The organism is Paraburkholderia strydomiana (assembly GCF_031456815.1).
Classification (GTDB): domain Bacteria; phylum Pseudomonadota; class Gammaproteobacteria; order Burkholderiales; family Burkholderiaceae; genus Paraburkholderia; species Paraburkholderia caledonica.
The window spans coordinates 1-22,954 of the sequence record NZ_JAVDVL010000023.1; the positions used below are offsets into that span (position 1 = coordinate 1).

Genomic DNA, 22,954 nt, shown 5'->3' on the forward strand with positions numbered 1-22,954 from the left:
TCGCTGGTGTCGCTGGTGTCGCTGGTGTCGCTGGTGTCGCTGGTGTCGCTGGTGTCGCTGGTGTCGCTGGTGTCGCTGGTGTCGCTGGTGTCGCTCTTGCTAGCCGTGTCCAAGCGCGCGACGAATCCACGACTCGAGTTCGCTCGCGTCGATGGGCTTCTCGATCACACACAACGCGGAGCTGGCCCCTACCCGCGCGCGCGTGCGCGCGGAGGCCAGGGCCGTGATGAATAAGGTGGGAACGCGCATGCCGTCGGCTTCGAGCTTGTCGAGGAGTTCTATCCCGCCCATGCCGGTCATCTGGATATCGCAGATCAGGCAATCGGTTCGCGAGAGTACATCCGACGCCAGAAACGCTGCCGCGCTCGCGAACTCGCGCGCCTCCCAGCCGAACGAACGCACGAGGCTGCTGGCGGCGGCGAGCACGAAGGGGTCGTCGTCGACAATGACGACGAGTTCGGTGGATGAAAGCGACAAAGCGATACCTGCCTGAGGCCAGGCAAACGGATGGGCCCATCCCACCGCTCACCGGTAGCCCAGCATAACGCCACGCATGGGTACCGCCATCATATGTAGGTATGGGTACACCCGCGCCGCCTGCCGGAACACGATGGGTACAGCTTCGCGCGCGCGTACGGTACGGTACGGTACGGTACGGTATAAAGCGTACGCTTACTGCTCCGCGGCGCCTATTCCGCCAAGTTTGGCGATACCGAGCGCTTGCATCTTGCGCACCAGTTCCGCCACCGAGCGCGTGTTCATCTTGCGCATCGCCTGCCCGCGATGAATTTTGGCCGTGATCTCCGCGATTCCCATGTTGGCCGCGATCTGCTTGTTCATCAGCCCCGCCGCCACGTGTTCGAGCACCTCGCGTTCGCGCGGCGTCAGCGATTCCCAGCAGGCGCGCACCTCGTGCAGCGAGCGGTCGGCCTCCAGCCGCTTCGCGTCGCTGTCGAGCGCGGCGACTACCGCATCGATCATGTCCTGGTCGCGAAACGGCTTGGAGAGGAAATCCATCGCACCGGCCTTCATCGCCTTCACGGTCATCGCTATGTCGCCGTGGCCCGTCATGAAGACGATGGGCATGTGCGGCTGGCCGGTCTCCGACAGCGATTTCTGGAACGCAATGCCGCTCTGCCCGCGCAGCCGCACGTCGAGCACGAGGCACGACGGATTCGCGCTTTTGGGTGCGGCGAGGAATTCCTCGGTCGAGGCGAACGCGTGCACTTCGAGGTCGATCGAGCGCAACAGGCCGACCAGCGCGCCACGCACGAGGTCGTCGTCATCGACGATGTAGACGACGCGGGACTCGCGGCCCGTGGATGAAGCGGCTGTACGGAAGGTTCGGGAATCGGACATTGCGGCGTTCGCAGAGCTCTCGTTAAAGGCCGCGAGGCGGCCCGGTGGTTAGACGAATTCGAAGCGCCGGCGCCGGCTCACACATGCTTCGTGCGAACCGCACGGCGGCGCGCTGCTTATGGTCCTTCCGCGTCGAGCCGCGGCAACACGAACCGGGCGCGCGTGCCGGTCACTTCGCGCGGCGCGAGAGTCAGCGTGCCGCCATGGGCGTCGACGATCGAATGCGAAATGGCGAGGCCCATGCCCATGCCGTTGTCTTTCGTGGTGAAGAGCGGTTCGAGCAGCCGGTCCGCGACTTCGGGCGCGATGCCGCTGCCGAGATCGTCCACCGTCACCTGCACCGTGCCGTCCGCGCCCATCGTGCACGCGAGCACGAGCAGCCGCCCGGTGTCGAGCGCAGCCATCGACTCGGCGCCGTTCGTCAGCAGATTGATCGCCACCTGCTGCAACTGAACGCGGTCGCCATGCACGTAGACGGGTTCGTTCAGGCCGCGCAATTCCAGCGTGACGTTCAGCGTGTCCAGGTGCGCGGCCACGAGAGCCGCGGCCTCGCGCAGCGCTTCGGACAGGTCGATCCTCGTGAACTGCGGCTCGGCCTTGCGGGCCTTTGCGCGGAGCGCCTCGATGATGCTTTTCGCGCGCGTCGCGCTGCGGCTGATGTGCGTGAGCATCTGCTGCGCTTCGCCGATCTCCGGAGGACTGCGGCTCAACCAGCGCAACGCGGCGCTCGCGGAGGTATCCACGGCGGCGAGCGGCTGCCCGACTTCGTGCACGATCGAAGCGACCAGCTCGCCCATCGCCTTCAGACGCGTTGCGCGCGCGAGGTCGGTGAGCGCGGCGCGCAGCTGTTCCTCAGCCCGCGCGCGCTGCTCGTTCTGCTCGACGAGATCGTCGTAGAGCCGCGCGTTTTCCAGCGCGAAGGCCGCCTGCGACGCGATCACTTCGAGCACCGCCGCCTTGGCCGCCGTGAACACCTTCGCGGCCAGATCGTTCTCGAGATACAGCACGCCTACCAGCGTCGAATAACGCATCAACGGCACGCATAACACCGAACGCGGACGCTTGCGGCGGATGTAGACGTCCTGCGCATAGACCGGCGAGTCGTGCGGGTCGTCGGCTACCACGCCTTCCTGAGTACGCGCGACGGCCTGCACGAGCGAGACCGGCAGCACGTCGGACGTGAACGGCACCGCCTCCTGCGTGACGGCGATCCCGCCGTTGACCACCTGCGCGCGTGCCGGCACCTGCCATACGCCGCGGCGCAGCAAAACGAGTGCGCCCTGCCCGGCGCCGGCGCTTTCGAGCGCCGTGCGCAACAGCGTTTCGACGAGCCGCGCCGGGACGATGTCGCTTGCGAGCGCATTCGAAATGCGCAGCACCGCTTGCACGTCGAGTTCCTGAAGACGGCTTGCGGCGGGTGCATCCATGTCGGCGTCGAACAGTTCAGGATGGCCGGTCTGCAACTGCCGCGCCTTCGCCATCGCGCCCCAGCGCTGCCACGCCCCGCGCGCGTGACGCAGGTACGCCTGCGCGCTCACCTCTTCGCCGCGCGCAGCGTGGAACGACGCCGCAAGCTCGGCCGCAAGCGCTTCGACCTGCGTGAAGCCGTGACGACGCGCGTGCGCGACGGCCCTCGCATACGCTTCCAGCGCGTCGAGCGCGCGGCCTTCGACACGCGCCATCTCAGCATGCACCAGCTCGCATCGTCCGACGAAATTCTCCGGGCAGGCTCGCGCCCAGATCGCGAGTTGTCCGGCATGGCGCTGCAACGCAGCCTCTTGCGCCGGATCGCGCTGCGGCAATGCGAGCAGCGCGAGCGCCCCGTAGAAGGGCAACTCGCCGCTCTCGGCGAAGGAACGCGATGCGTTCGCGCAGGCTTCGGCACGTTGACGCGATTCCAACGCATCCGCGAGGTCGCCGAACAGCAGCGCGCGCTGCAAACGGTACACCCAGTAAGAGAAGTCCACGAGCGTGGTCGGCCTGCCGTCCACGGGCACCGGCGGCATCTCGACGCGGCCGTCGGGCTCGCCTTCCTGCAAGTGCGTGAGGAGCGCCCATTGCGACAGCAGCGCATCGATCACCAGCTGGAAGTTGGCGTCGCGTGCGCTTGCCAGTGCGCGCGCCACCGTCTCGCGCACGTCGGCCAGCAACTCGCCTGCGAACAGCATGCCGGTGGCTTCGTTGCGGCCGCAATACAGCGCGAAGGTGTGATCGCTGCTTTCTATGGCGACGTTGTAGGCGCGGCGCACATAATCGCGCGCGCTTCGTGCCGGCAAGGTCCAGGGCACGACGAAGGTGCCGAACACCATGTAGACGCGCGCCCGATACCGTACGAGCCCGCGTTCGTCGACCAGGTGCAGCGCGAGCTGGCCGAACGGAAGCGAAAAGCTGTAGTCGCCGTAACGCACGCCGAAGATCTGGTTCATGCACGTGTACACGTTCGCGGCCGCGTCCGAATGGCCGTGCTCGATCGCGAGGTTGACCGAGCGCAACAGCATGAAGTCGACCAGATTCTGGTCGGTGTAGAGCGCGGGCGGGATGAGGTCCGAGATGATGTCGGTGATGGCACGGCGCAGCGGGTCCGCGATGATCGGCAACTCGCGCAGCCCGGCAATGCCGTGCTTGTCCAGCCAACTGCGCAGACGCGCGTATTCGCGGTCCACGTCGGCATCGACGGGATGCATGGGCACCTCGATACCCGCGCGATGCAAAAACGCGAGACCCACGCCGAGCGCGAGATCATAGCGGCCGAGCGTCGTGTAGAGCGCGGCGCGCAGCCGCGCAAGATCGGCGCCGAAGATGCCGTCGCCCGCCTCGGCTTCCAGCGCCGACAGGCGCGCCTCGGCAACCTCGAGCGCGCCGGTCATGAACTCGGCCTCGCCGCACAGCTTGCGGGCGAGCAGGCCGTCTTCGCTCGCCGCCTGGTCGCCCAGCAAGTCGAGCGCCGCGCGGAAGAAGCCGAGTGACGAATCGTGCGCCGTTGCGGCTTTCGCCTCGCGCCCGGCGTCCAGATTGAGGCGCGCGAAGACGCGCCGTTCGTCGGAATCGTCGAGCGCCGGGCGCGCGAGGTTGGCTTGCGCCGCGAGCGCGAACACATCCGTCTCGCCGCCCCGGTTCGCCAACTGGCGACGGGCAATCTGCAAATGAAGCTCGGCGCGCTCGGCTGCCGGCATCGACGCGTAAGTCGCCTCGCGAATCCGGTCGTGCCAGAACACCCAGTCGCCGTTCTCGCGATACACCGTGCCGGCTTCGAGCGCGGGTTGCAGATGCCGGGTCGCATCGAGTTCGGACAACCCGGCCGCCACCGCGAGCGTTGAAGTGGACGCGCGCTGCCCGAGGCAGGCCAGCACCCGCAGCATCAATTGCGCGGCGGCGGGCAATTGTCCGAGCTTTCGCGCGAGCAGTTCGACGACGTTTTCGACGCCGCGCTGTGCCGTCATCTGTTCGAGACTCCAGCGCCACGCGGACGACTCCACGTCATATTCGAGGAGGCCGTCGTCCGCGAGCAGGCGCAGCAGATGGTGCGCGAAAAACGGATTGCGCCCGGTCTTGCGGCCGATCATCTCCACGAGCGGTCCGAGCGAATCCGCGTCCTGATGTAGCGCACGCGCAATCAATTCACGCAGCGCGCCTTCGTTCAGCGGCCCGAGTTGCACATGCCGCGCGGCGGCCACATCGGCCAGTTTGCCCGCGCGCAGCGGGTGATCCGCGGGCACTTCATTGTCGCGGAACGCGCCGATCAGCAGCAGCGCCGCATCGCTATGCTGATGCAGCAGCCGCTCCAGCACCTGCAAGGTGCCGGTGTCCGCCCACTGGAGGTCATCGAGCACGAGCACGAGCGGACGCGCGCCGTTCGCAAAGCACGCGATCAACCGCGCGATCCCCTGAAGCACGCGCTCGCGTTCGAGCGCCGGCGCGGCGTCCGGCGGGTCGAGCGCTTCGGGCTGCGGGCCGAGTACGGCGCCGAGCGCGGGCAGAAATGTGCTCAGCGTGCGGCCGACGGGCGCCGTGGCCGTGGCGATCCGCTCACGCCAGATCGCAAACTCGCCGTCGGGGCAGCCGAGCACGAAGCGCAGCAACTGCTCGAGCGCCTGACCGAGAATCGCGTACGGCTTGCCGCGATGACCTTCCTCGCTCTTGCTGACGGCGAGAAGCGGCGGGCTCAGACGCTGCATCCGCGCAACGGCTTCTTGCAGCAGCGTCGACTTGCCGATCCCGGAACTGCCCGACACCCACGCGACGCGCGCTTGCCGGCCATCTACGACCGCACGGAACTGCGCGAGCAGCGCCTCGATTTCGTCGTCGCGGCCGAGCACCCGGTCGGCCTGCTGCAGGCGTTGCAGCGCCGCATGGGTGTCGAGCGTAAAAGGCGCGATCTCGCCGTGACGCCGTTGCAGGTCCTCACATCGATGCAGGTCCGCCAGCAGCCCCGCGGCGTCGGCGTAACGTTGCTCGGGCGCTTTCTCGAGCAGCTTCATCACGATCCGCGAGATTTGCGGCTGCACGTCGGCGGCGAGCTCGTATGGCGGACGCGGCCGGTGGGTCGCGTGCGCATGCACACGCGCGGCGGTGTCGGCGGCCTCGAAGGGCGGCATGCCTGTCAGCAACTGATAGAAGATGCAGCCAAGCGAATAGAGATCGGCGCGTTCGTCAACCGGCACGTTCATACGCGCGCCGAGCTCGGGCGCCATGTAGATAAAGCTGCCGTCGTTCCATTCGAGGTCGGCGTCGGGCGAAGCAGTGGTGTCGCCGGGACGGGTGGCGGAGCCAAAGCCGGTGAGAAACGCCTGGCCTTCGTCGTTCACGAGAAAGCGGGTTGGCGACAGCGCACGATGCACGATGCCCGCCGCGTGCATGGCGCCGACGGCCCTCGCAAGACCGATGGCGATCTTCAGGAAGGCTGCGGTGCCGGCCTGGCGTGAGCCGCTGCAGCAGCGCAACGGCTCGCCGCCCGGATCGGCGAGCAGGAGAAGCGCGCCTTCGCCGTGCGGCACGAGCGCCTGCGGAACCGCCGACCACGTTTCATGCAGCGCGGCGCGCAACGCGTATTCGCGCTGCAGCGCCGCCAGCACGGCCGGCGCACCGCTCCCGCGGCCGGCGACGAGCACCGACGACGCGCCGTCGGCAACCGCTCGTTGCAGACGCGGTGAACCATTGCCCAGTTCGATAAAGCTTCGGTTCGACAGTTCGATCATGCGAAGACGGTATGGACGCAGCGACGCGCGCGAGCAGTTCAGGGAAGGTGCTCACAGCACCCATGCAGACGATTGCACACTCCTTCATCCCCAGTTCTGCGGGCAGCCCGTTGGCCTCTACGTAAGGTGTGCGCCGAAAATAATACCCACTCCCAGTTCATTTCGGGTCAGGCAGTGAAAACAAAATAGACATTGCAGAATCTGTACGATCGTACGTATCAAAGCACGACAACTGTACCCTCTCAATGATTAGAACTGTCCTGATTCTGAAGCAGTACTGTTCACGTTATAACGGCCTGAAACAGGCCGTTGCTTGCCTTCGGAAAAAGCACGCCCTATTATGGACCAAATGATCCATAATTAACAATCGTCCGCTGCCGCCGATCAGTCGCAGCCAACTTCGGGGAAAACAATGACCATCGATTTTTCGAAAGTGAATGGCGTCGCCGGTACATCCGCGACTTCGGGCTCGACGTCGGTTGGCGCGAGTAGCAGCAATAAGCCGTCGTTCCAGTCGCTATTGGCTGAACTCACCGATTATGTGAAAGGCACGCCGGGCGAGCGCATGGAAAAGATGATTCTCGCGAAGCTGGGAGTCACAGAAGAAGAACTGAAGAAGATGTCGCCGGAAGAGCGCGAGAAGATTTTGGCGAAAGTCCGGGAAATGCTGAAGAAAGAGATGGAGGCACAGCGAGAGATGCAACAACAGAAAGCTTCCGGACAACAGATTAACGTGTCGGTTTGAACAACGGGTTATTCGCCCGCTCACGTGCGTGTGCGGGCGAATAATCAATGAAGCTCGCAGCGAGGCTGCTGCTGTTTTGCCGCTTATTACCGCCTATTGCAGCTTATTGCGCAGCCTTCGCCGCGGCGATGATCGTGTCGGCAACGAGCTTCGGCTGGCTGACCATCGCGACGTGGCTTGCATTCGCCAACGTCACGTGCGCGCCGATGTTCTTCGCCATTGTCTGTTGCAGACCAGGATCGATCATGCGGTCCCGTTCGGTCACCACGAAGTACGACGGCTTGTCATGCCACGCTGCTTTCGTGACCTTCTCGCCGATACATGCCGAAGCCCACGGACCTTGCGTTGCAGCGATCACACGGCGCTGCGGCAAAGGCACGTCTTGCGCGAAATCTTCGAGCACCGCTTTGGTCGACAGCGTCAGATTGCCGGCCGAGTCTTTCTGCAATTCACTCGCCCACACGGGCGCCGGCTTGCCCTTCGTGATGTCTTCGATTGATTGACCGCTATCCGGCGCGAATGCCGCCACGTAGACCAGGTTTTTCACCTTGTCTTCGTTGCCCGCCTCGCTGATCACCACGCCCGCCCACGAATGGCCGACCAGAACCACAGGTCCGTTTTGCTGCTCGATCACGCGTTTCGTCGCGGCAACGTCGTCGGCCAGCGAGCTCAATGGATTTTGCACTGCGACCACGTGTGCCCCGCGCGCTTCGAGCAGCGGGATCACTTTCTCCCAACTTGAACCGTCGGCAAATGCGCCGTGCACCAGCACGATGTTCTTGCCCTTCAGGTCCTGCGGCGGCGCCGCGTGCGATGCTTGCAGCGCGAACAGTCCGCCGAGCAGCAACGCGGAACCGACGAATTTCTTGAGAAGCCTGGTCATTGATTTTCTTCCGGCAGAATGGAGTTGACGTTGACTGAACTATTGCGCGGACGACGCGCGGCGAACGCGCGCCGCCGCGTGAATCACGAGTGCGCGTAGATCGGGCCGAGACCGACCACGCCCTGCTGCGGCGCCGATGCGCCGGTCGTCTGTGCACGCGAGCCTGCTGCTGAACGGCTTTGCACGACGCCGCCATATGCCGCGGCGGCCGAGGCGTTCTGCGCGGCAACGCGCGCTTCAGCGGCTTCGATGTTCTTCGGATATTGGGTGCTGTCGCTGGCGGGGTTGTAGCCGGCCTTCTGCAACTGAACGAGTTCCGCGCGCACCTCGGCACGCGTCACCGCGTGACTCGACTGGGCGAACGAAACAGCGGGGACGGCAACGAGTGCGGCAACGAGAAGGGATTGAACGAGTTTCATGAGCATTCTCCAGAAAACGACGGCATTCAAAGGTCAGAAGTTCGGTTGAAACACTCTGCAGCCCATATCTACGAGCTAGCGTGTCACCCGAATCGGGCGCAGTGTTGCGAATCAACCTTGCGTGACGACATTTGAACCCGCCGACGTATCTGGAATGTTTTCGCGAACCCGTTTAATGCAAGCGTGTTTATCGGGGCACGGCCTGGATACACTGCGATACAAAAACGCAGTGAAGCGAATCAGCCCGCTACCGTATTGAAATCACTGAATGACGGACCGAGTGGCCGCACTCGCATTTCCGGATCGAGATGCGTCCACGGCAGATCAGCAGGATCGGCGGCCATGGGGCCCGGCGCTTTGGCGACGAGAATCGCCTCTGCGATCGCTTCGAAATCTGCGCGAAAATGGACGGAACTCTTGTTGACCAGAATCTTCATTCGCTCGGGTTCAATGCCCGCCACGCGGAACAGATTGCGGTCGAAGACCTGCATTTTCACGGAGCTCACCGCGATCCGCACGCCTTCGATTCGCAGGCATGCGACCGGACCTAGCTCGCCTTCCATGCCGTTTAGCATCGGCCCGTCGAAACGGAAGCGTCCGTCCGACAGGTGCTCGACCTCGAACTCAGCTTCGAGCGGCGCATCGCCCTCCACGCCCGCACCGCCGCCGAGCCGCAACGCAATGCGCGCCCCGACGCCCGCGCGATGTGCCGCAGCCGCCGCCTGCGCGTCCCAGATCACGCCGACTGCCGCATCTTTCGCGCCGTTGCGCAACAGCGCGCGCACCATGCCCATGGTGTTCGAGTCGCCGCCCACGCCCGGGTTGTCCTGCGTGTCCGCGATGATGACCGGGCGCGATGCGGATGCGCTCACGCGGATCGCTTCGAGCGCGGCTTCGTCGGGCGAGAGAAACGGCACGTCCCAGCGCGCTTCCTCGCCGACGATCCTGGCAAACAACGCGTCGGCGGCCTGCGTCGCCGCGTCTTCGTCGAACGAATAGGCCCAGATAGTCGGACCGCATTCAGGAAAGTCTGCCGCCGGGAAGCCGGGCGCGAACGATACCGATACGACCGGGCGCTTCTCGAGATCGGCGAGCATGCGGTACATGTCGTTCGCCGGCTCGACCAACGTGCACATGCCGTTTACCGGAATCAGGAAAGGAACCCGGCGTACCGCGCGATGCAACGGGCGTTTCTCCCACATCAGATCTTCGAGAATACGCGCGGCGCGCTCGCCGGTTTCCGCCATGTCGACGTGCGGATACGTGCGGTACGCAACGAGCGCACTCGCATGAGCGAACATGCGGGCCGTGACGTTCGCATGCAGATCGAGCGATACGACCACGGGCATGCGATCGCCGACGATCCGCCGCACGCGTTCGAGCAACTCGCCCTCGCCGTCGTCGTGCTGCTCGGTCACCATTGCGCCGTGCAAATCCAGATAGATCGCGTCGAAGCCGCCTTGCTCGACGGCGGCGATGATCTCGCCGCCGATCCGCTCGAACGCATCCGTGGTGACATGTGCCGACGCGCTCGCGCCAGCCCAGATCACCGGCTTCAGTTCGCGGCCGTTCGCTTCCATGACCTTGATGAAGCCGCCGATCGGCACGTTGACGTCGCGCAGGCTGAACACGTCTGCGCCGCGAACCATCGGCGGGAAGCCTTCGCCCTGGACGAAGCTCTCATAAGACGCCTTGGTCGGCGCGAACGTATTGGTTTCATGCTGGAAACCGGCGATCAGGATTTTCATGTGGTTCACCTTGATGTGTTTCACCGCTGCGCGAGAGCACGACGCAGCAGTGACAAATTACTTCGGATACCTATCTGTCAAGTCGCGAGACAGATCTGCGGAGCCGCTTTGAAGCGGCTATTGCTGCTTCATCGTCAACTTGCCCTTCAGGATCAGAATGGCGGCCAGCGCGGCGGCGCACGCCATGACGAGAAGCCCCGCATGCATGGTGCCGGTCCCCGCCTTGGTCCAGCCGACCACCGCCGGCCCCCAGAATCCGCCAGACAGACCAACGGTATTGATGAGCGCGATGCCGCCCGCCGCCGCCGTCCCTTCAACGAGTTGCGACGGGATCGCCCAGAACACCGTGTAGGCCATCCACAAGCACGCCGTGCCCAGTGTCAGCGCGAGAAGCGTGAGCGGGAGATTGCCGTCGGCAAAGACCGTGGCGACCAAACAGACCGCGGCGCCCAGCGCGGGAATCGCGCAGTGATAGCGGCGCTCGCCGAAACGGTCGGAACTGCGGCCCGCGAGATACATGCAGACGGCAGCCGCCACGTACGGAATCGCCGTGTACCAGCCAAGGCGCACCGTATCGGTCACGCCTTGCTCCTTGAGCAACGTGGGCAGCCAGAAACTGATCGCGTAGATCGGAAAGATGACGCTGAAGTAAGCGAGCGCGAGCACATACACTCGCGGGCTTTTCAGCACCGCCTTGAACGAATCCGCGCGATGCTGGGTCGGCGCGGTTTCCCCTTCGAGCAGTGCTTTTTCGCCGTCATCGAGCCAGCGCGCGTCGGCGGGTCGATCGGATATCACGCGCAGCGTCAGCAAGCCCAGCACGATGCACGGCAGACCCTCGACGAGGAACATCCATTGCCAGCCGGCGAGGCCGCCGACGCCGGCGAGGCTCGTCATCAGCCACGCCGACACCGGTCCGCCGACAATGCCGCCCAGCGGTCCCGCAACGAAAACCAGCGCAATGGCGCGCGCGATGCGCGCCGGGCCGTACCAGCACGACAGGTAATAGATCATGCCCGGCGCAAAGCCCGCTTCGAAGACGCCCAGCAAAAAGCGCATCGCGTAAAACGCCGGCACGCTTCGCACGAACAGCATGCACGCCGACGTGATACCCCATAGCACCAGAATGCGGCTGAACGTCTTGCGAGCGCCGACTTTCGGCAGCATCAGATTGCTCGGCAATTCGAACAACACATAGCCGATGAAGAAAATGCCCGCGCCCACGCCGTATGCGGCGTCGGAGAAACCGAGGTCGGACTGCATCTGCAATTTCGCGAAACCGACGTTGACGCGGTCGAGATAGGCGAACATGTAGCAGGCCACAAGGAACGGCAGCAGCCGCCAGTTAAGCTTGCTGTAGAGCGCGGCGGCGGGATCGCCGGCGGCCGAGGGATGGATTGCTGACATGGTTGTCTCCGTATGCCTTGCTGGCCCGTTGCAGGGGTTGAGTCGATGGTGGCAGCGCAAAAACGGACTAGCAAGAGCAACTAAGTTCACATATCGTTGTCTTATGGGCAACAGACACCAATCCTGCGGTGAGCGGGGGACCGGCGGTCGGAGCGATCAAATGCGAGAAATCAACCAGCAGCGGCTACGCTATTTCCACGAGGTGCTCAGTCACGGCACGATTCGCGGCGCGGCCGAACACATCAACACGTCGCCGTCGGTCATCACGCGGCAGATCAAACTGCTCGAAGACGAGCTGGGTGCCGTACTGTTCGAGCGCCAGGCGCGCGGCGTCAAACCGACCGAAGCCGCCATGCATCTGCTCGAGTTCTGGCGCGGCTACCGCTCGCAACAGGAGAAGCTCGAAGACCAGCTGCACGCGCTGAGGGGTCTGCGCACCGGGCAAATTCAACTGGCTGTCAGCGAAGGTTTCGTCGATACCTTCGTCGACGACGTGCTGGCGCCGTTCTGCACGTGCTATCCCGGTCTGGAAGTCAGCATGACGATGCTGGCGGTAGACGCGATCCTCGACGAGGTCGCGGAGAATCGCGCCCACATCGGTCTCGCCTATAATCCACCGCCGCACGCGCGCATCGCGTATCGGGCGAGTTCCGCGCAGCCGGTTGTGCTGCTGCTGAGAAAGGACCATCCTCTGGTCAAACGTGGCGGCCCGGCGCGTCTCGAGGATTTGCAGGCCTATCCGCTCGCGCTCATGCCGTCTACGTTCGGCATCGGTCATGTCGTGTCGATGGCACAGGTGGCCGCGAACGTGTCGATCCGTGCAACATTGACCACCAACTCGTTGAGCGCCCTTAAGCGCTTCGTCACGGCGGAGAACTTCATGACGCTGATTGGAGAATTCGCCGCATACCGCGAACTCGCCAGCGACGAGTTCACCACCGTTCCGGTCGCCCATCCGCTCTTTGAAAGCGCACAGGCGAGAGTGCTGGTCAAAGCCGACCGGCCGCTCGCCGCCGGGCCGCTCGAACTGTTGAAATGGATCGAGGAACGCATGCCGATGTTCGCGCGCGGAAACGCACAGAGACACAAACCGGAAAAGCGGGCATCCAGCCGCGCAAGCGGCGGCTAGCCGCGGCATATACGGCGAAACTTTTTTATTGATTATTCAGTCCACAACTATCAGGCTGAAGATATGGTGAGACCACGTGAATTCGATCGGGACGAAGCGCTGGATCGCGCCATGCGCGTGTTCTGGTCCAAGGGTTACTCGGCGACGTCCACGGACGACCTGCTCGCGGCCATGGAAATTGGCCGGCAGAGTCTGTACAACGCATTCGGCGACAAGCGCAAGCTCTACCTGGAAGCGCTCGACCGTTATCAGCAGCACAGCATCGCGGCGCACGTCGAGCGGCTCACACGCGGCGCGTCGGCGCTAGCCGGCATCAAGGCGATGTTGCTGGGCGCGATTGCGTCGGACGCCGCCGAGCGTGCAAACGGTTGCATGGGTGTGAACAGTGCCGCCGAGTTCGGCGCGAGCGATGCCGATATCGTCGCGATCCGTGCAGCAGGCGCAAAGCGCCTGAAGCAGCACTTGCTGGCTCGCATCGAACAGGCGCAGCGCGACGGCGAGATCGATCCGCAAATGAACGCGGAAGAAGTGGCGCTGTTCATCGGCAGCACCATGCAAAGCATTCAGTTGAATGCACGCGCAGGCATGACGCCGGCTGCGCTGCGACGCCTTGCGAAATTCGCCGTCGAGCGGCTGGTCGTGCGTTCATAGCGGAGCGAAGAACGCCGTAACGTTCGAACGGGCTGCAGCGATATTCACATCGCTGCAGCCCGCCCTTCTGAAACACTCACACGTACCCGGTGCGCGCGCCGCCTCGGCTACGGCGCAAATCGCGTGAACACATAATCGCGATCCTTCACCTTCGCCGCGTGACACGCGAAGCACGTCTCGTGCTGCGCGGCGTCAACGGGCTGCCCGTTGATGAAACGCCCGAAACCCCAGCCTCCCGTCGACGCATAACGGCGCGAGTCCTTGACCATCACCTGAACGGTAGTGGGCTCTCCGGGGATGGTCGCCGTCGCGAACTCGGGCGACTGCTTGCGCTTGTACGCAAGCTTGACCAGGATGGTGCCGTCGGGATACGGCAACGTCGACTTCTCGATTGCCTTGATCGCGGCGGGATTGCCCAGCACCACGCGCAGTTCGTCGAGCGGCGCGGCCTCCTCCGCAGGCGCGATCATCTGCCACTTGCGGTAGCCATCCGGAATCGTCACCCCGTAGATTGGCGAGGGCGCCGACTTCGCGGGTGCCGCCAGCGCATGATTTCCCACCATGCCAAGCAGGAGCGCCGCATTCAGCGCAACCTGTGCAAGCCGGATCTTTCGCATTGCGTGTCTCCCGTTCGTCCGCTCAGAAACGGGCGACGTCGATGACGGCGTCGGCGAAAGCTTTCGGTGCTTCTTGCGGCAGGTTATGCCCCACGCCGCCGCCGATGTTGCGATGCGCGTACTTGCCTGTGAACTTCTTCGCATAGGCTGACGGCTCCGGATGCGGTGCGCCGTTGGCGTCGCCTTCCATCGTGATGGTCGGCACGGAGATGGTCGGGCCCATTGCCAGGCGCTTCTCCAGGTCGTCGTATTTCGGCTCGCCGGACGCGAGGCCGAGACGCCAACGGTAGTTGTGAATCACGATCGCGACGTGATCGGGATTGACGAACGATGCCGCCGTGCGTTCGTACGTCGCGTCGTCGAAATTCCATTTCGGCGAGGCCGTATGCCAGATCAGCTTGTTGAACTCGTGACGGTTCGCGTCGTAGCCGGCTACGCCGCGCTCGGTCGCGAAGTAGAACTGATACCACCAGGCAAGTTCCGCTTTCGGCGGCAACGGCGCTTTGTTGGCTTCCTGGCTGCCAATCAGATAACCGCTGACCGACACCATCGCCTTGCAGCGCTCCGGCCACAGTGCCGCGATGATGTTCACGGTGCGCGCGCCCCAGTCGAAGCCGCCGAAAATGGCCTTGTCGATCTTCAGCGCGTCCATCAGGTTGATGATGTCGACCGCGATAACCGCCTGCTGGCCGTTGCGCGGCGTATCCGCCGAAAGAATGCGCGTCGAGCCGTAGCCGCGCAGGTACGGCACGATCACGCGGTAGCCGGCGGCGGCCAGCAGCGGCGCGACTTCCACGTAGCTATAGATGTCGTATGGCCAACCGTGCACCAGAATGACGACGGGGCCATTTTGCGGACCTGTTTCCGCGTAACCGATGTTCAGCGTGCCGGCGTTGATCTGCCGTAAGTTCTCGAACGACGTGGCGCCGGATCCGGATTTCGTGCCGCTCGACTGCGCGTGCGCGAGTCCGCTCAAACCGAGTTCCATCAGGCTGATGCCTGCGACCGTCGTGCCCAGCAGACGGCGCCGCCGCGTATTGACCTGTTCAGACATGGCTATTTCCTCTTCTTGTACGAAAACCTGGTAGGACCTGCATGCACTCGCGGAAAAAAACTTTTAACGAGTCCGCACGCGATCAACGGCGCACGAACAGGTCGATCGTCGAAATGAATACAGGCAGTGGGATAAATGAACGGTGTGTTTCGTTAAGGCTTGGCGTAGATCGGGCCGAGGCCGATGACATCCGACTCGGACGAATGCGGCGAACCGGAAGCCGAGCTGCCGTAAGTAGACGATCCATACGATGACGCGAGCACATTCTTCTGTGCGTCGATACGTGCCTCTGCGGCCTGGATGTTCTTCGGGTACTGCGTTTGATCGCTTGCGGGGTTATAGCCGGCGTTCTGCAATTCGACCAGTTGCGCGCGGACTTCCGCGCGGGTCAGCGGCTGGTTCGACTGCGCGAACGATACAGACGGCAGTGCAACGGCAGCGGCGACGGAAGCGACTGCAATCAGCGATTGAATGACTTTCATGATATCCACCTCAAGAGAATGTCTTTCGACGCAAACGCCCGTTTGCGTTTTCGGGTTCTGCAAGCGCCAGTGCGGCTGGCATGGAATCATTAGACGCTCTCCAGGTATCTGGCGTATGTCGGCGATCCGCGCCGGTGCAACGTTATGTAACGCCCCGGCACGCAGACACATTGGGATACAAAACGAAGACGGCTCGCATTGACCTTCCTCCGCATGGACGGAATTCGCTGTGGCGGATGGAATAGGACAAGCCTGCCGGGTGTTATCGGTTGCAACCGGCGTAGCCGTCCGTCCATCGACTTACTGGAACACCCTGCACGATGAATTTCGCGACCTTCTCGTCTCCCGCCTTCTTTACCGATCCCTATCCGATGTACGAAAAGCTGCGGGAGGCAGGTCCGCTGCTGCCTGTCGGGCCCAACGCGCTCGTCACGGGCCGCTTCGAGATCATCGACGCGCTGTTGCGCGACCGGCGCATGGGCAAGACTTATCTGCAAAGTGTACGCGCACGTTACGGCGACGCGGCCACCGAACAACCGGTATTTCAGGCACTCAGCCGCACCTTTCTGATGATGAACCCGCCGGCGCACACCAAGCTCCGGACGCTGCTGATGAAAGCGTTCAACGCGCGACAAGTCGAAAAACAGAAAGAGATAGTCGAAGCGACCAGTCGCGAACTTCTGGATCGCATCGGCTCCGCGGCCCAATTCGACCTGGTCAGCGAGTACGCGTTGCCATTGCCGGTCGAGATCATCTGCCGGCTGCTCGATATCCCCTCTTCTGATGGCACTGAACTCGGTGTGGCCGCGAGCCGCCTCGTCGCCGCATTCGATCTCGCGCCGCTCGATGACGCCGCGCTGGCCGATGCGAATGAAGCCGCGCTCACGCTAGAACGCTATTTCCGCACGGTCATCGAGCAGCGCCGTGCACGGCCCGGCGACGACATCGTTTCGTCGCTGGTTCATGTCGAGGACGAGGGCACGACCTTAAGCGACGATGAAATTGTCTCGAACGTCATACTGTTATTCATTGCAGGCCATGAAACCACGTCGAACATGATTGGCAATGCAATGGTCGCGCTGTTTCGTCATCCAGCGCGGCTCGAAGCGCTCAGGCGCGAGCCGGCAATAATTGCAAAGGCGGTTGCCGAGTGCATGCGCTTCGACAGTTCTGTGCAAATGGTGGTACGCACCGCGTTGGAGGAAGTGGTGATTCAAGGCGTGACGCTCAAGCCCGGCACGATCGTCTTCATGCTGACCGGCGCAGCGAACCGGGATCCCGCGGTGTTCTCGCATCCCGACCAGCTCGACTTCGACCGTGGTCCAAATGTCCCTTCCCTCGCATTCGGCGGCGGCATTCACTATTGCCTTGGCGCAAGGCTCGCATTGCTCGAAATGGAAGTGGCGCTGCGAGATCTTCTCGCGCGCTTTCCGCAGATGCAGCCCGAAGATCTCGACCAGCTGACCTGGCACCGCCGTAATAATCTGCGCGGCGTGCAATCGTTGCGGATACATATCTGAGCGATTGCATACGACGCGCCGCGTCGGCTTCTTCTAATTGCGTTTGTCGCGCTATTTATTCGCGATTCAATCAAAGCGCTATTGCAAATGAATAGACAGTTTTGTTTCTCAATGTGTATGAGATTCGCACTGATACACGGCATTGCAATAGCCAGCTTTCGTGACACACACCAGATACCTCGTGTGGCTTTAATGCATTCCAACGACGGAATCTGAACAACGCGACGCGGCGGACCTCACTGTTCCCGGCCGACTTTCAGATGCCCGTACGGATGCTTTCCACCCGATCTGTTTCAGGAGCACGACATGAAAGTCTCGATCATAGGTTTCGCCTTTGCTGCTTTGGCCGCTTCCGCAATGAGCGCTTCCGCTTTTGCGGCGAGTTCCGCCGGCGCCAACACCAACAGCAGCGCCAACGCCAGCACCACCATCACCACCTTTGACGCTCAGCAAGCGGCTAGCTGGGCACCGGCCCAGACCGCATTGAAATCGAAGACTCGTGCCGAAGTTCGCCAGGAACTGGTGCGCGCCGAGAAAGACGGTCAGCTTGCAGCACTCAGCAAGCTCTATCAAGGCAGCTAGGTTAGCCGCCCCATTTCAGCCACACAGAACATTTGCTGCCAATTCATTCATTGGAGGTTCCATCATGATCAAGCGCCTTGTTATAGCCGCGGTTCTCTGCGCAAGTGCCGCAGTTGCCGCGCCGGTTTTCGCCAGCAGCGGTTACGGTCCGGCGCCTCACTACAACCCGCTCGTCGGCGCGCCGTCCTCGCAACGCGGCCAGAGCGAGCAGACCGTGCGCGCTGAACAGGCCGAGTCGATGGCCAGCGCGGACGACGCCGCGCAGTCTTACGGCGGCATGCCCGACACGACTTCGCAAGCAGGCTCGCGCGCAATGTCCGGCGTTTCCATCGCGCCGTATACACATCACTGATTACCCATCACTGATGTCTGCATCGTTCACACATACGACGTGTCGCTATTCGCCCCGATGCCCGGCAACGTCGTTATCACTGTGATCTGAGTCCGCTGCTGTCTGACTCGCGCTCCATACCGCTTGCTCATCGACAGATCCGGCGGTGGAGCGCTCTCTTCGTGAACTTTCCGGTTCGCCGCGAACGGCTCACCGGCTTCTTATAGCGTCAGGAAATCAAACATGTCTTCAACACCGTTTTCTCCCGCTCGACGTCACGTTCTTGCCGCCTCTGTCGCAGTCGGCGCCATGGGGCTGATCCCCGGCTCCGTGTTCGCCGCGACAGGCGATAGCAAGGTTCGTCCGTTCAAGGTCAACGTACCCGAAGCCGATATCGCCGATATGCGCCGACGCATCGCTGCCACGCGCTGGCCAGGCAAGGAAACCGTCGCCGATGAATCGCAAGGCGTGCGGCTCGTCAGAATGCAGGCGCTAGCGCAGTATTGGGGCACTGATTACGACTGGCGTAAAGGCGAAGCGAAACTGAACGCGCTGCCCATGTTCATGACCGAAATAGACGGGCTCGACATCCAGTTCATTCATGTACGTTCCCGCCACAAGAATGCTTTGCCGCTCATCATGACGCACGGCTGGCCGGGCTCGATTTTCGAACTCATCAAGGTCATCGGGCCGCTTACCGACCCCACCGCTTACGGCGGAAGTGCCGACGACGCGTTTCACATCGTCGTGCCGTCACTGCCGGGTTTCGGTTTCTCCGGACAACCGAAGACAACCGGCTGGGGCTCAGACCATATCGCTCGCGCGTGGGGCGAGTTGATGGCGCGTCTCGGCTATACGCGTTTCGTTTCGCAAGGCGGCGATTGCGGATCGGTCATCTCGCACCGCATGGCGATGCAAAAAGTAAAAGGCTTGATCGGCATTCACGTCAACATGCCCGCAACCGTACCGCCGGATCTCGCTACCTTGCTCCTGCTTGGAGAACCGGCGCCGGCCGATCTGTCGCCGAAAGAGAAAGCCGCCTATAACTCGCTGAATGTTTTCTATCGCGACAATTGCGGCTATGCATCGATGATGGTGACCCGCCCGCAAACCGTCGGTTATGCACTTGCGGATTCGCCTGTGGGCCAGGCCGCCTGGATGTACGACAAGATTTCGCAATGGACGTATAGCGGCGGCGTGCCGGAACGCGCGCTCACCCGCGACGAAATTCTCGACGACATCTCGCTCTATTGGCTGACGGACAGCGCAACTTCTGCCGCGCAGATATATTGGGAAGATCATTCCAACAACTTCAATGCCGTCGATATCTCGTTGCCCGCCGCGGTGACGGTCTTTCCCGGTGAGATCTATCAGGCGCCGCGTAGCTGGACCGAGCGCGCCTATCACAACCTCATCTATTTCAACGAAGTCGACAAAGGCGGTCACTTCGCCGCGTGGGAACAGCCGCAACTGTTCGCAACCGAAGTTCGCGCCGCGTTCCGCACGCTGCGTTAAGAAGAGCGGTAAGTCACGGCGAGCGCCTCGCGCTGTCGCCGTGACGTTTCGCATGCCAACGTCGGCAGCGAGTGCCAGAACGCCAGGAATTCCATGCCTGAATCCACGAATACAAAGAAAGCGGCCGCGGCCATTGCCCTTCTGATACTTTCGGTCGCGCTGCGTCCGCCAATCGTTTCGATCGGCCCGGTACTCGATTCGATACAGAGGAGTTTCAGCCTGAGCTACACGCAGGCTTCATTGCTCACTGCGATTCCCGACATCTGCATGGGTGTGTTCGCGCTGGTCGCGCCGGGCGTCGCGCGCCGGTTCGGCACGGACAACGCGGTGGTCGCCGCGCTCGCTCTGCTTTGCATTGCGATGATTGCCCGCGCACTGGCAGGCTCGGCGGCCGTGCTGCTCGTTTGCACCGTGTTCGCGGGAATCGGCATCGCAATCTCCGGCTCCCTGATTGGGGGGTGGGTCAAAAAGCACTTTGCGCGCGACGCGTCGTACTTCATGGGCATCTACAGCGCGGGACTCAGCGTGGGCGCAACTGTTGCCGCAAGCTCGTCGGGTTATATCGCGCATAGCCTCGGCGGCTGGCGCGTGGCCGTGGCGTTATGGAGTGCGCTTTGCATCACAGCCATTGTGAGCTGGCGCAGACTCGCTCACCGCTTCCAGCAACCGGAGACCGGTGAACGTGAACAACGCCAGCCCGCGAAATCTGCGGCGGCGGCCGGACTTCCGTGGACGAGAATCGACGCGTGGCGCGTTGCCATCTACTTCGGCGCGAGTCAGTTCATTGTCTATGCCTGCTTCGCGTGGCTTGCTTCGTCGAGTGCGGAGATGAATATCGCTGTGCTTTCACCCGGCCTCGTTCTCGGCCTCTTCACTTGCGTGTTCGCGTTGAGCAGCTTTGGTATGGGCATGAAAGCGGGCCATTCGAGCGACCGGCGCGGCTGGCTGGGACTCGCGTCGGCTATCACGGCGCTTGGACTCGGCGGCCTTGCTTTCGCCCCTACGGCTTTTCCCGTGCCGTGCATCGTATTGATCGCCATCGGCCAAGGCATGTGTTTTACGCTTGCGATGACCTTGCCGCTCGACAACACCCATACGCCGGCCGAGACCAATGCATGGAGCGTATTCATGCTGTTCGTCGGCTATCTGGTGGCGGCGCTCGGGCCGTTGAGCTTCGGCTTTCTGCGAGATCGCACGGACGGCTATTTCGCCTCGTATCTGATGCTCTTCCTGGTAGCTGTCGCGATTACGTCGATGGTGCCGCTATTAAGACCCTTGTCGCAATCGGGAAGCAAAGCGATGCCCGCGATGTCCGAGCCGCGTTGATCGACACCTGCCGGCGCGCTTTCAACGACGCATCTGGCGATAACAACCCGTTTTGCCAAAAACACCGTGCCATTGGAATAAAGCCGGAGGCTCAGGTGTTCTTGACTGATACAACGCTCGAATACGCGTCAGCAGGCATCTTGGCGCCATTGCTTTGCCGCGCATCGCGTCTTCATCCAACAGCCCCATAGTCATGAAAAGATCAGAAATTCTCGAATCCAACGACCAGTACGTGTCAATGTGGAAAGTACTGGCCGGCGACCGCAAGGGCGCCGATCTGCGCGATAAAGCGGGGCTCTCGGTGTGCTGGGCGGACAGCCCGTTTCCGTTCTGGAACGCGCTATTCATCAACGAGAACATTTCGGATCGCGATCTGCTGCGCGTTCGCCTGAGAATGTCGCGTACTTATATGCTGGCAAAACAGCACAGCGGCCTCGTGTACGTCTGCGAAGATCTGCTGAGCGGTGCGGCGCGTGAAGAACTCGACGCAATCGCCGCGAGCGAGAATCTGACCTTCGCGCTCGATATCACCGGTATGGCTGGCGATATCCTGCCGGTCGAAGCGGGCTTGCCGCATCCGGTGCTGGACTTTGCGCGCGTCGACAGCGAAACGGCATTGCAGGCCTATGCCGACATCAATAGCGAAGGATACGGTTTTCCGCTCGAAGCAGGACGCGCGGGCCTTGCGGGCTCGACGTTCTGGAAGAAAACTGCTTTTGCTTACATCGGCTATCTGAACGGTCAGCCGGTCTCGACAGCAGCAGCGATCGTCAACGACGGCGCCATCTATCTCGCGCTCGTAGCGACGCGGCCAGACGCACAACGCAACGGATTCGGCGAGGCCACCGTCCGTTATGCGCTTAATGCGGCCTACCATGCAACGGCGATCAGGCGGACCATCCTGCACGCTACCGACGCGGGCCTGCCCGTTTACATGAGAGTCGGCTACCATCGCACGACGGTATTCAAGACTTATCGGCCGGCCTGAAGCGTGAGCTGACGCGCATATCCGCGTTGCTAGCTGTGCTGCTAAGCCGCGGTGTAAAGCCGCGGCGCAGAGCAAACAATAGCCTTTACATATTTCCGGAAGTTCTAATGGCCGCATTGCCATGGATTGCCATTTTTATCGCCGCTTCCACGGCAATTTTTCGAGCGCCCCGCCGACTGACATTAGTCCTTCTCGCTATCGGTTACGGGCTCGCGTTTGCACTTGGACAATTGCATGTACTCGCAATACTTCCGATTGCCTTACTGCTGTGCACCGGCATTCTGTTGCAGTGGAACCCTTCGCCGCTCGGCAAACTGCTCTGCAATGTCGTTTTCGTAATCGTGGCGCTCGGCCTCTTTCAGCACTGGTTACCGGGCTTTCAGAACCTGAAGGTGATCGATGCCACGCGTTTCACGCCCGACGCCGCGCCTTATACGATGTACCTGAACTTCGATAAGCCGTTAATCGGCTTCTGGCTGGTACTCACCTATCCGTGGGTTCAGCTGAAGAAATCATTCCCGGTGGTGGCCGTTTCTGCGCTCGGCGCTTGTGCGCTCACGTCGGCGGTCTGCCTTTTTATTGCGTTTGAAGCCGGCTCGATTGCATGGGCGCCGAAGTGGCCGCATCTCGCATGGCTCTGGATGCTCAACAATTTCCTGTTCGTTGCGTTCGCTGAAGAAGCATTCTTCCGCGGCTATATTCAGGCAGGAATAACGCGCTTGATGAAAGCGCGGCCGCAAGCCTGGTGGTTCGGACTGATCGTCGCGGCCGTTCTCTTCGGTCTCGCGCACTATCAGGGTGGCACGGCTCTGGTTGTGCTGGCGGGACTATCGGGGCTCGGCTACGGCCTGGCGTATCGTGCCGGCGGACTGCAGGCCGCGATGCTTACGCACTTCGGACTCAATCTGGTGCAATTCGGCTTGTTTACCTATCCATTCATCGCCCGGTCATAAAAAGCCCAAATGCGCCGGGTAAGTGCGATACGGCAATTTGCGTTATGTTT

At 62.4% G+C, this 22,954-nt stretch carries 20 protein-coding genes; 10 read left to right on the forward strand and 10 right to left on the reverse strand.

Going from position 1 to position 22,954, the window contains the following annotated elements:
• Positions 1-99 precede the first annotated feature (99 nt).
• The 3 genes from J2W46_RS32970 to J2W46_RS32980 form a co-directional block, all read right to left on the reverse strand.
• On the reverse strand, positions 100-477 hold the full coding sequence (locus tag J2W46_RS32970; RefSeq protein WP_288829763.1) for a response regulator: 378 nt from the start codon (positions 475-477) through the stop codon (positions 100-102).
• 195 nt (positions 478-672) lie between these two features.
• Positions 673-1,359 (reverse strand): response regulator transcription factor, encoded by a 687-nt coding sequence (locus tag J2W46_RS32975; protein ID WP_088175008.1) that lies wholly within the window; start codon positions 1,357-1,359, stop codon positions 673-675.
• Between the two features lie 116 nt (positions 1,360-1,475).
• Positions 1,476-6,554 (reverse strand): trifunctional serine/threonine-protein kinase/ATP-binding protein/sensor histidine kinase, encoded by a 5,079-nt coding sequence (locus J2W46_RS32980; protein WP_310359981.1) that lies wholly within the window; start codon positions 6,552-6,554, stop codon positions 1,476-1,478.
• A 412-nt stretch (positions 6,555-6,966) separates the two neighbouring features.
• On the opposite strand from J2W46_RS32980, the gene J2W46_RS32985 reads away from it, so the two are divergent.
• Positions 6,967-7,299 carry a hypothetical protein gene (locus J2W46_RS32985; protein ID WP_310359984.1) on the forward strand — a complete coding sequence of 111 codons (333 nt, stop codon included), beginning with the start codon at positions 6,967-6,969 and terminating at the stop codon, positions 7,297-7,299.
• 103 nt (positions 7,300-7,402) lie between these two features.
• Here the strand turns inward: J2W46_RS32985 and J2W46_RS32990 are convergent, their stop codons facing one another.
• The 4 genes from J2W46_RS32990 to J2W46_RS33005 all read right to left on the reverse strand — a co-directional run bounded on the left by J2W46_RS32990 (position 7,403) and on the right by J2W46_RS33005 (position 11,756).
• The gene (locus tag J2W46_RS32990; protein WP_020070038.1) at positions 7,403-8,182 is read right to left on the reverse strand and encodes an alpha/beta fold hydrolase; all 780 of its coding nucleotides are present in this window, start codon (positions 8,180-8,182) and stop codon (positions 7,403-7,405) included.
• Positions 8,183-8,265: 83 nt separating this feature from the next.
• Complete coding sequence (locus J2W46_RS32995; RefSeq protein ID WP_204521160.1) at positions 8,266-8,601, reverse strand: DUF4148 domain-containing protein; 336 nt, start codon at positions 8,599-8,601, stop codon at positions 8,266-8,268.
• 239 nt (positions 8,602-8,840) lie between these two features.
• A complete protein-coding gene (locus J2W46_RS33000; RefSeq protein WP_027804955.1) occupies positions 8,841-10,349 on the reverse strand; it encodes a M81 family metallopeptidase in 1,509 nt (502 codons plus the stop codon).
• A gap of 117 nt (positions 10,350-10,466) precedes the next feature.
• A complete protein-coding gene (locus J2W46_RS33005; RefSeq protein WP_310359989.1) occupies positions 10,467-11,756 on the reverse strand; it encodes an MFS transporter in 1,290 nt (429 codons plus the stop codon).
• A gap of 160 nt (positions 11,757-11,916) precedes the next feature.
• On the opposite strand from J2W46_RS33005, the gene J2W46_RS33010 reads away from it, so the two are divergent.
• Positions 11,917-12,885, forward strand: a complete 969-nt coding sequence (locus J2W46_RS33010; protein WP_131320321.1) for a LysR family transcriptional regulator — start codon at positions 11,917-11,919, stop codon at positions 12,883-12,885.
• A gap of 63 nt (positions 12,886-12,948) precedes the next feature.
• Positions 12,949-13,536 carry a TetR/AcrR family transcriptional regulator gene (locus J2W46_RS33015; RefSeq protein ID WP_310359995.1) on the forward strand — a complete coding sequence of 196 codons (588 nt, stop codon included), beginning with the start codon at positions 12,949-12,951 and terminating at the stop codon, positions 13,534-13,536.
• Between the two features lie 107 nt (positions 13,537-13,643).
• On the opposite strand, the gene J2W46_RS33020 is transcribed toward J2W46_RS33015, so the two are convergent.
• From J2W46_RS33020 to J2W46_RS33030, 3 genes are all read right to left on the reverse strand, one after another.
• Positions 13,644-14,099, reverse strand: a complete 456-nt coding sequence (locus J2W46_RS33020; RefSeq protein WP_374726913.1) for a cytochrome P460 family protein — start codon at positions 14,097-14,099, stop codon at positions 13,644-13,646.
• Positions 14,100-14,175: 76 nt separating this feature from the next.
• Positions 14,176-15,207 (reverse strand): alpha/beta fold hydrolase, encoded by a 1,032-nt coding sequence (locus tag J2W46_RS33025; protein WP_020070045.1) that lies wholly within the window; start codon positions 15,205-15,207, stop codon positions 14,176-14,178.
• A 152-nt stretch (positions 15,208-15,359) separates the two neighbouring features.
• Positions 15,360-15,689 (reverse strand): DUF4148 domain-containing protein, encoded by a 330-nt coding sequence (locus J2W46_RS33030; protein WP_027804956.1) that lies wholly within the window; start codon positions 15,687-15,689, stop codon positions 15,360-15,362.
• 320 nt (positions 15,690-16,009) lie between these two features.
• Here J2W46_RS33030 and J2W46_RS33035 point away from each other — a divergent pair, with 320 nt between their 5' ends.
• The 7 genes from J2W46_RS33035 to J2W46_RS33065 all read left to right on the forward strand — a co-directional run bounded on the left by J2W46_RS33035 (position 16,010) and on the right by J2W46_RS33065 (position 22,904).
• The gene (locus J2W46_RS33035; protein ID WP_310070737.1) at positions 16,010-17,209 is read left to right on the forward strand and encodes a cytochrome P450; all 1,200 of its coding nucleotides are present in this window, start codon (positions 16,010-16,012) and stop codon (positions 17,207-17,209) included.
• 306 nt (positions 17,210-17,515) lie between these two features.
• Positions 17,516-17,791: a DUF4148 domain-containing protein gene (locus J2W46_RS33040; RefSeq protein WP_310360000.1), complete on the forward strand. Its 276-nt coding sequence runs from the start codon at positions 17,516-17,518 to the stop codon at positions 17,789-17,791.
• 64 nt (positions 17,792-17,855) lie between these two features.
• Complete coding sequence (locus J2W46_RS33045) at positions 17,856-18,143, forward strand: hypothetical protein (RefSeq protein WP_020070049.1); 288 nt, start codon at positions 17,856-17,858, stop codon at positions 18,141-18,143.
• Positions 18,144-18,365: 222 nt separating this feature from the next.
• A complete protein-coding gene (locus tag J2W46_RS33050) occupies positions 18,366-19,637 on the forward strand; it encodes an epoxide hydrolase family protein (RefSeq protein ID WP_310360002.1) in 1,272 nt (423 codons plus the stop codon).
• A gap of 93 nt (positions 19,638-19,730) precedes the next feature.
• Positions 19,731-20,963, forward strand: coding sequence for an MFS transporter (locus J2W46_RS33055; protein WP_310360005.1), 1,233 nt, complete (start codon positions 19,731-19,733; stop codon positions 20,961-20,963).
• A gap of 193 nt (positions 20,964-21,156) precedes the next feature.
• Positions 21,157-21,951: a GNAT family N-acetyltransferase gene (locus J2W46_RS33060; protein ID WP_204521168.1), complete on the forward strand. Its 795-nt coding sequence runs from the start codon at positions 21,157-21,159 to the stop codon at positions 21,949-21,951.
• A gap of 107 nt (positions 21,952-22,058) precedes the next feature.
• Entirely contained in the window at positions 22,059-22,904 is an 846-nt protein-coding gene (locus J2W46_RS33065) for a CPBP family intramembrane glutamic endopeptidase (protein ID WP_310360009.1), read from the forward strand.
• Positions 22,905-22,954: the final 50 nt, after the last annotated feature.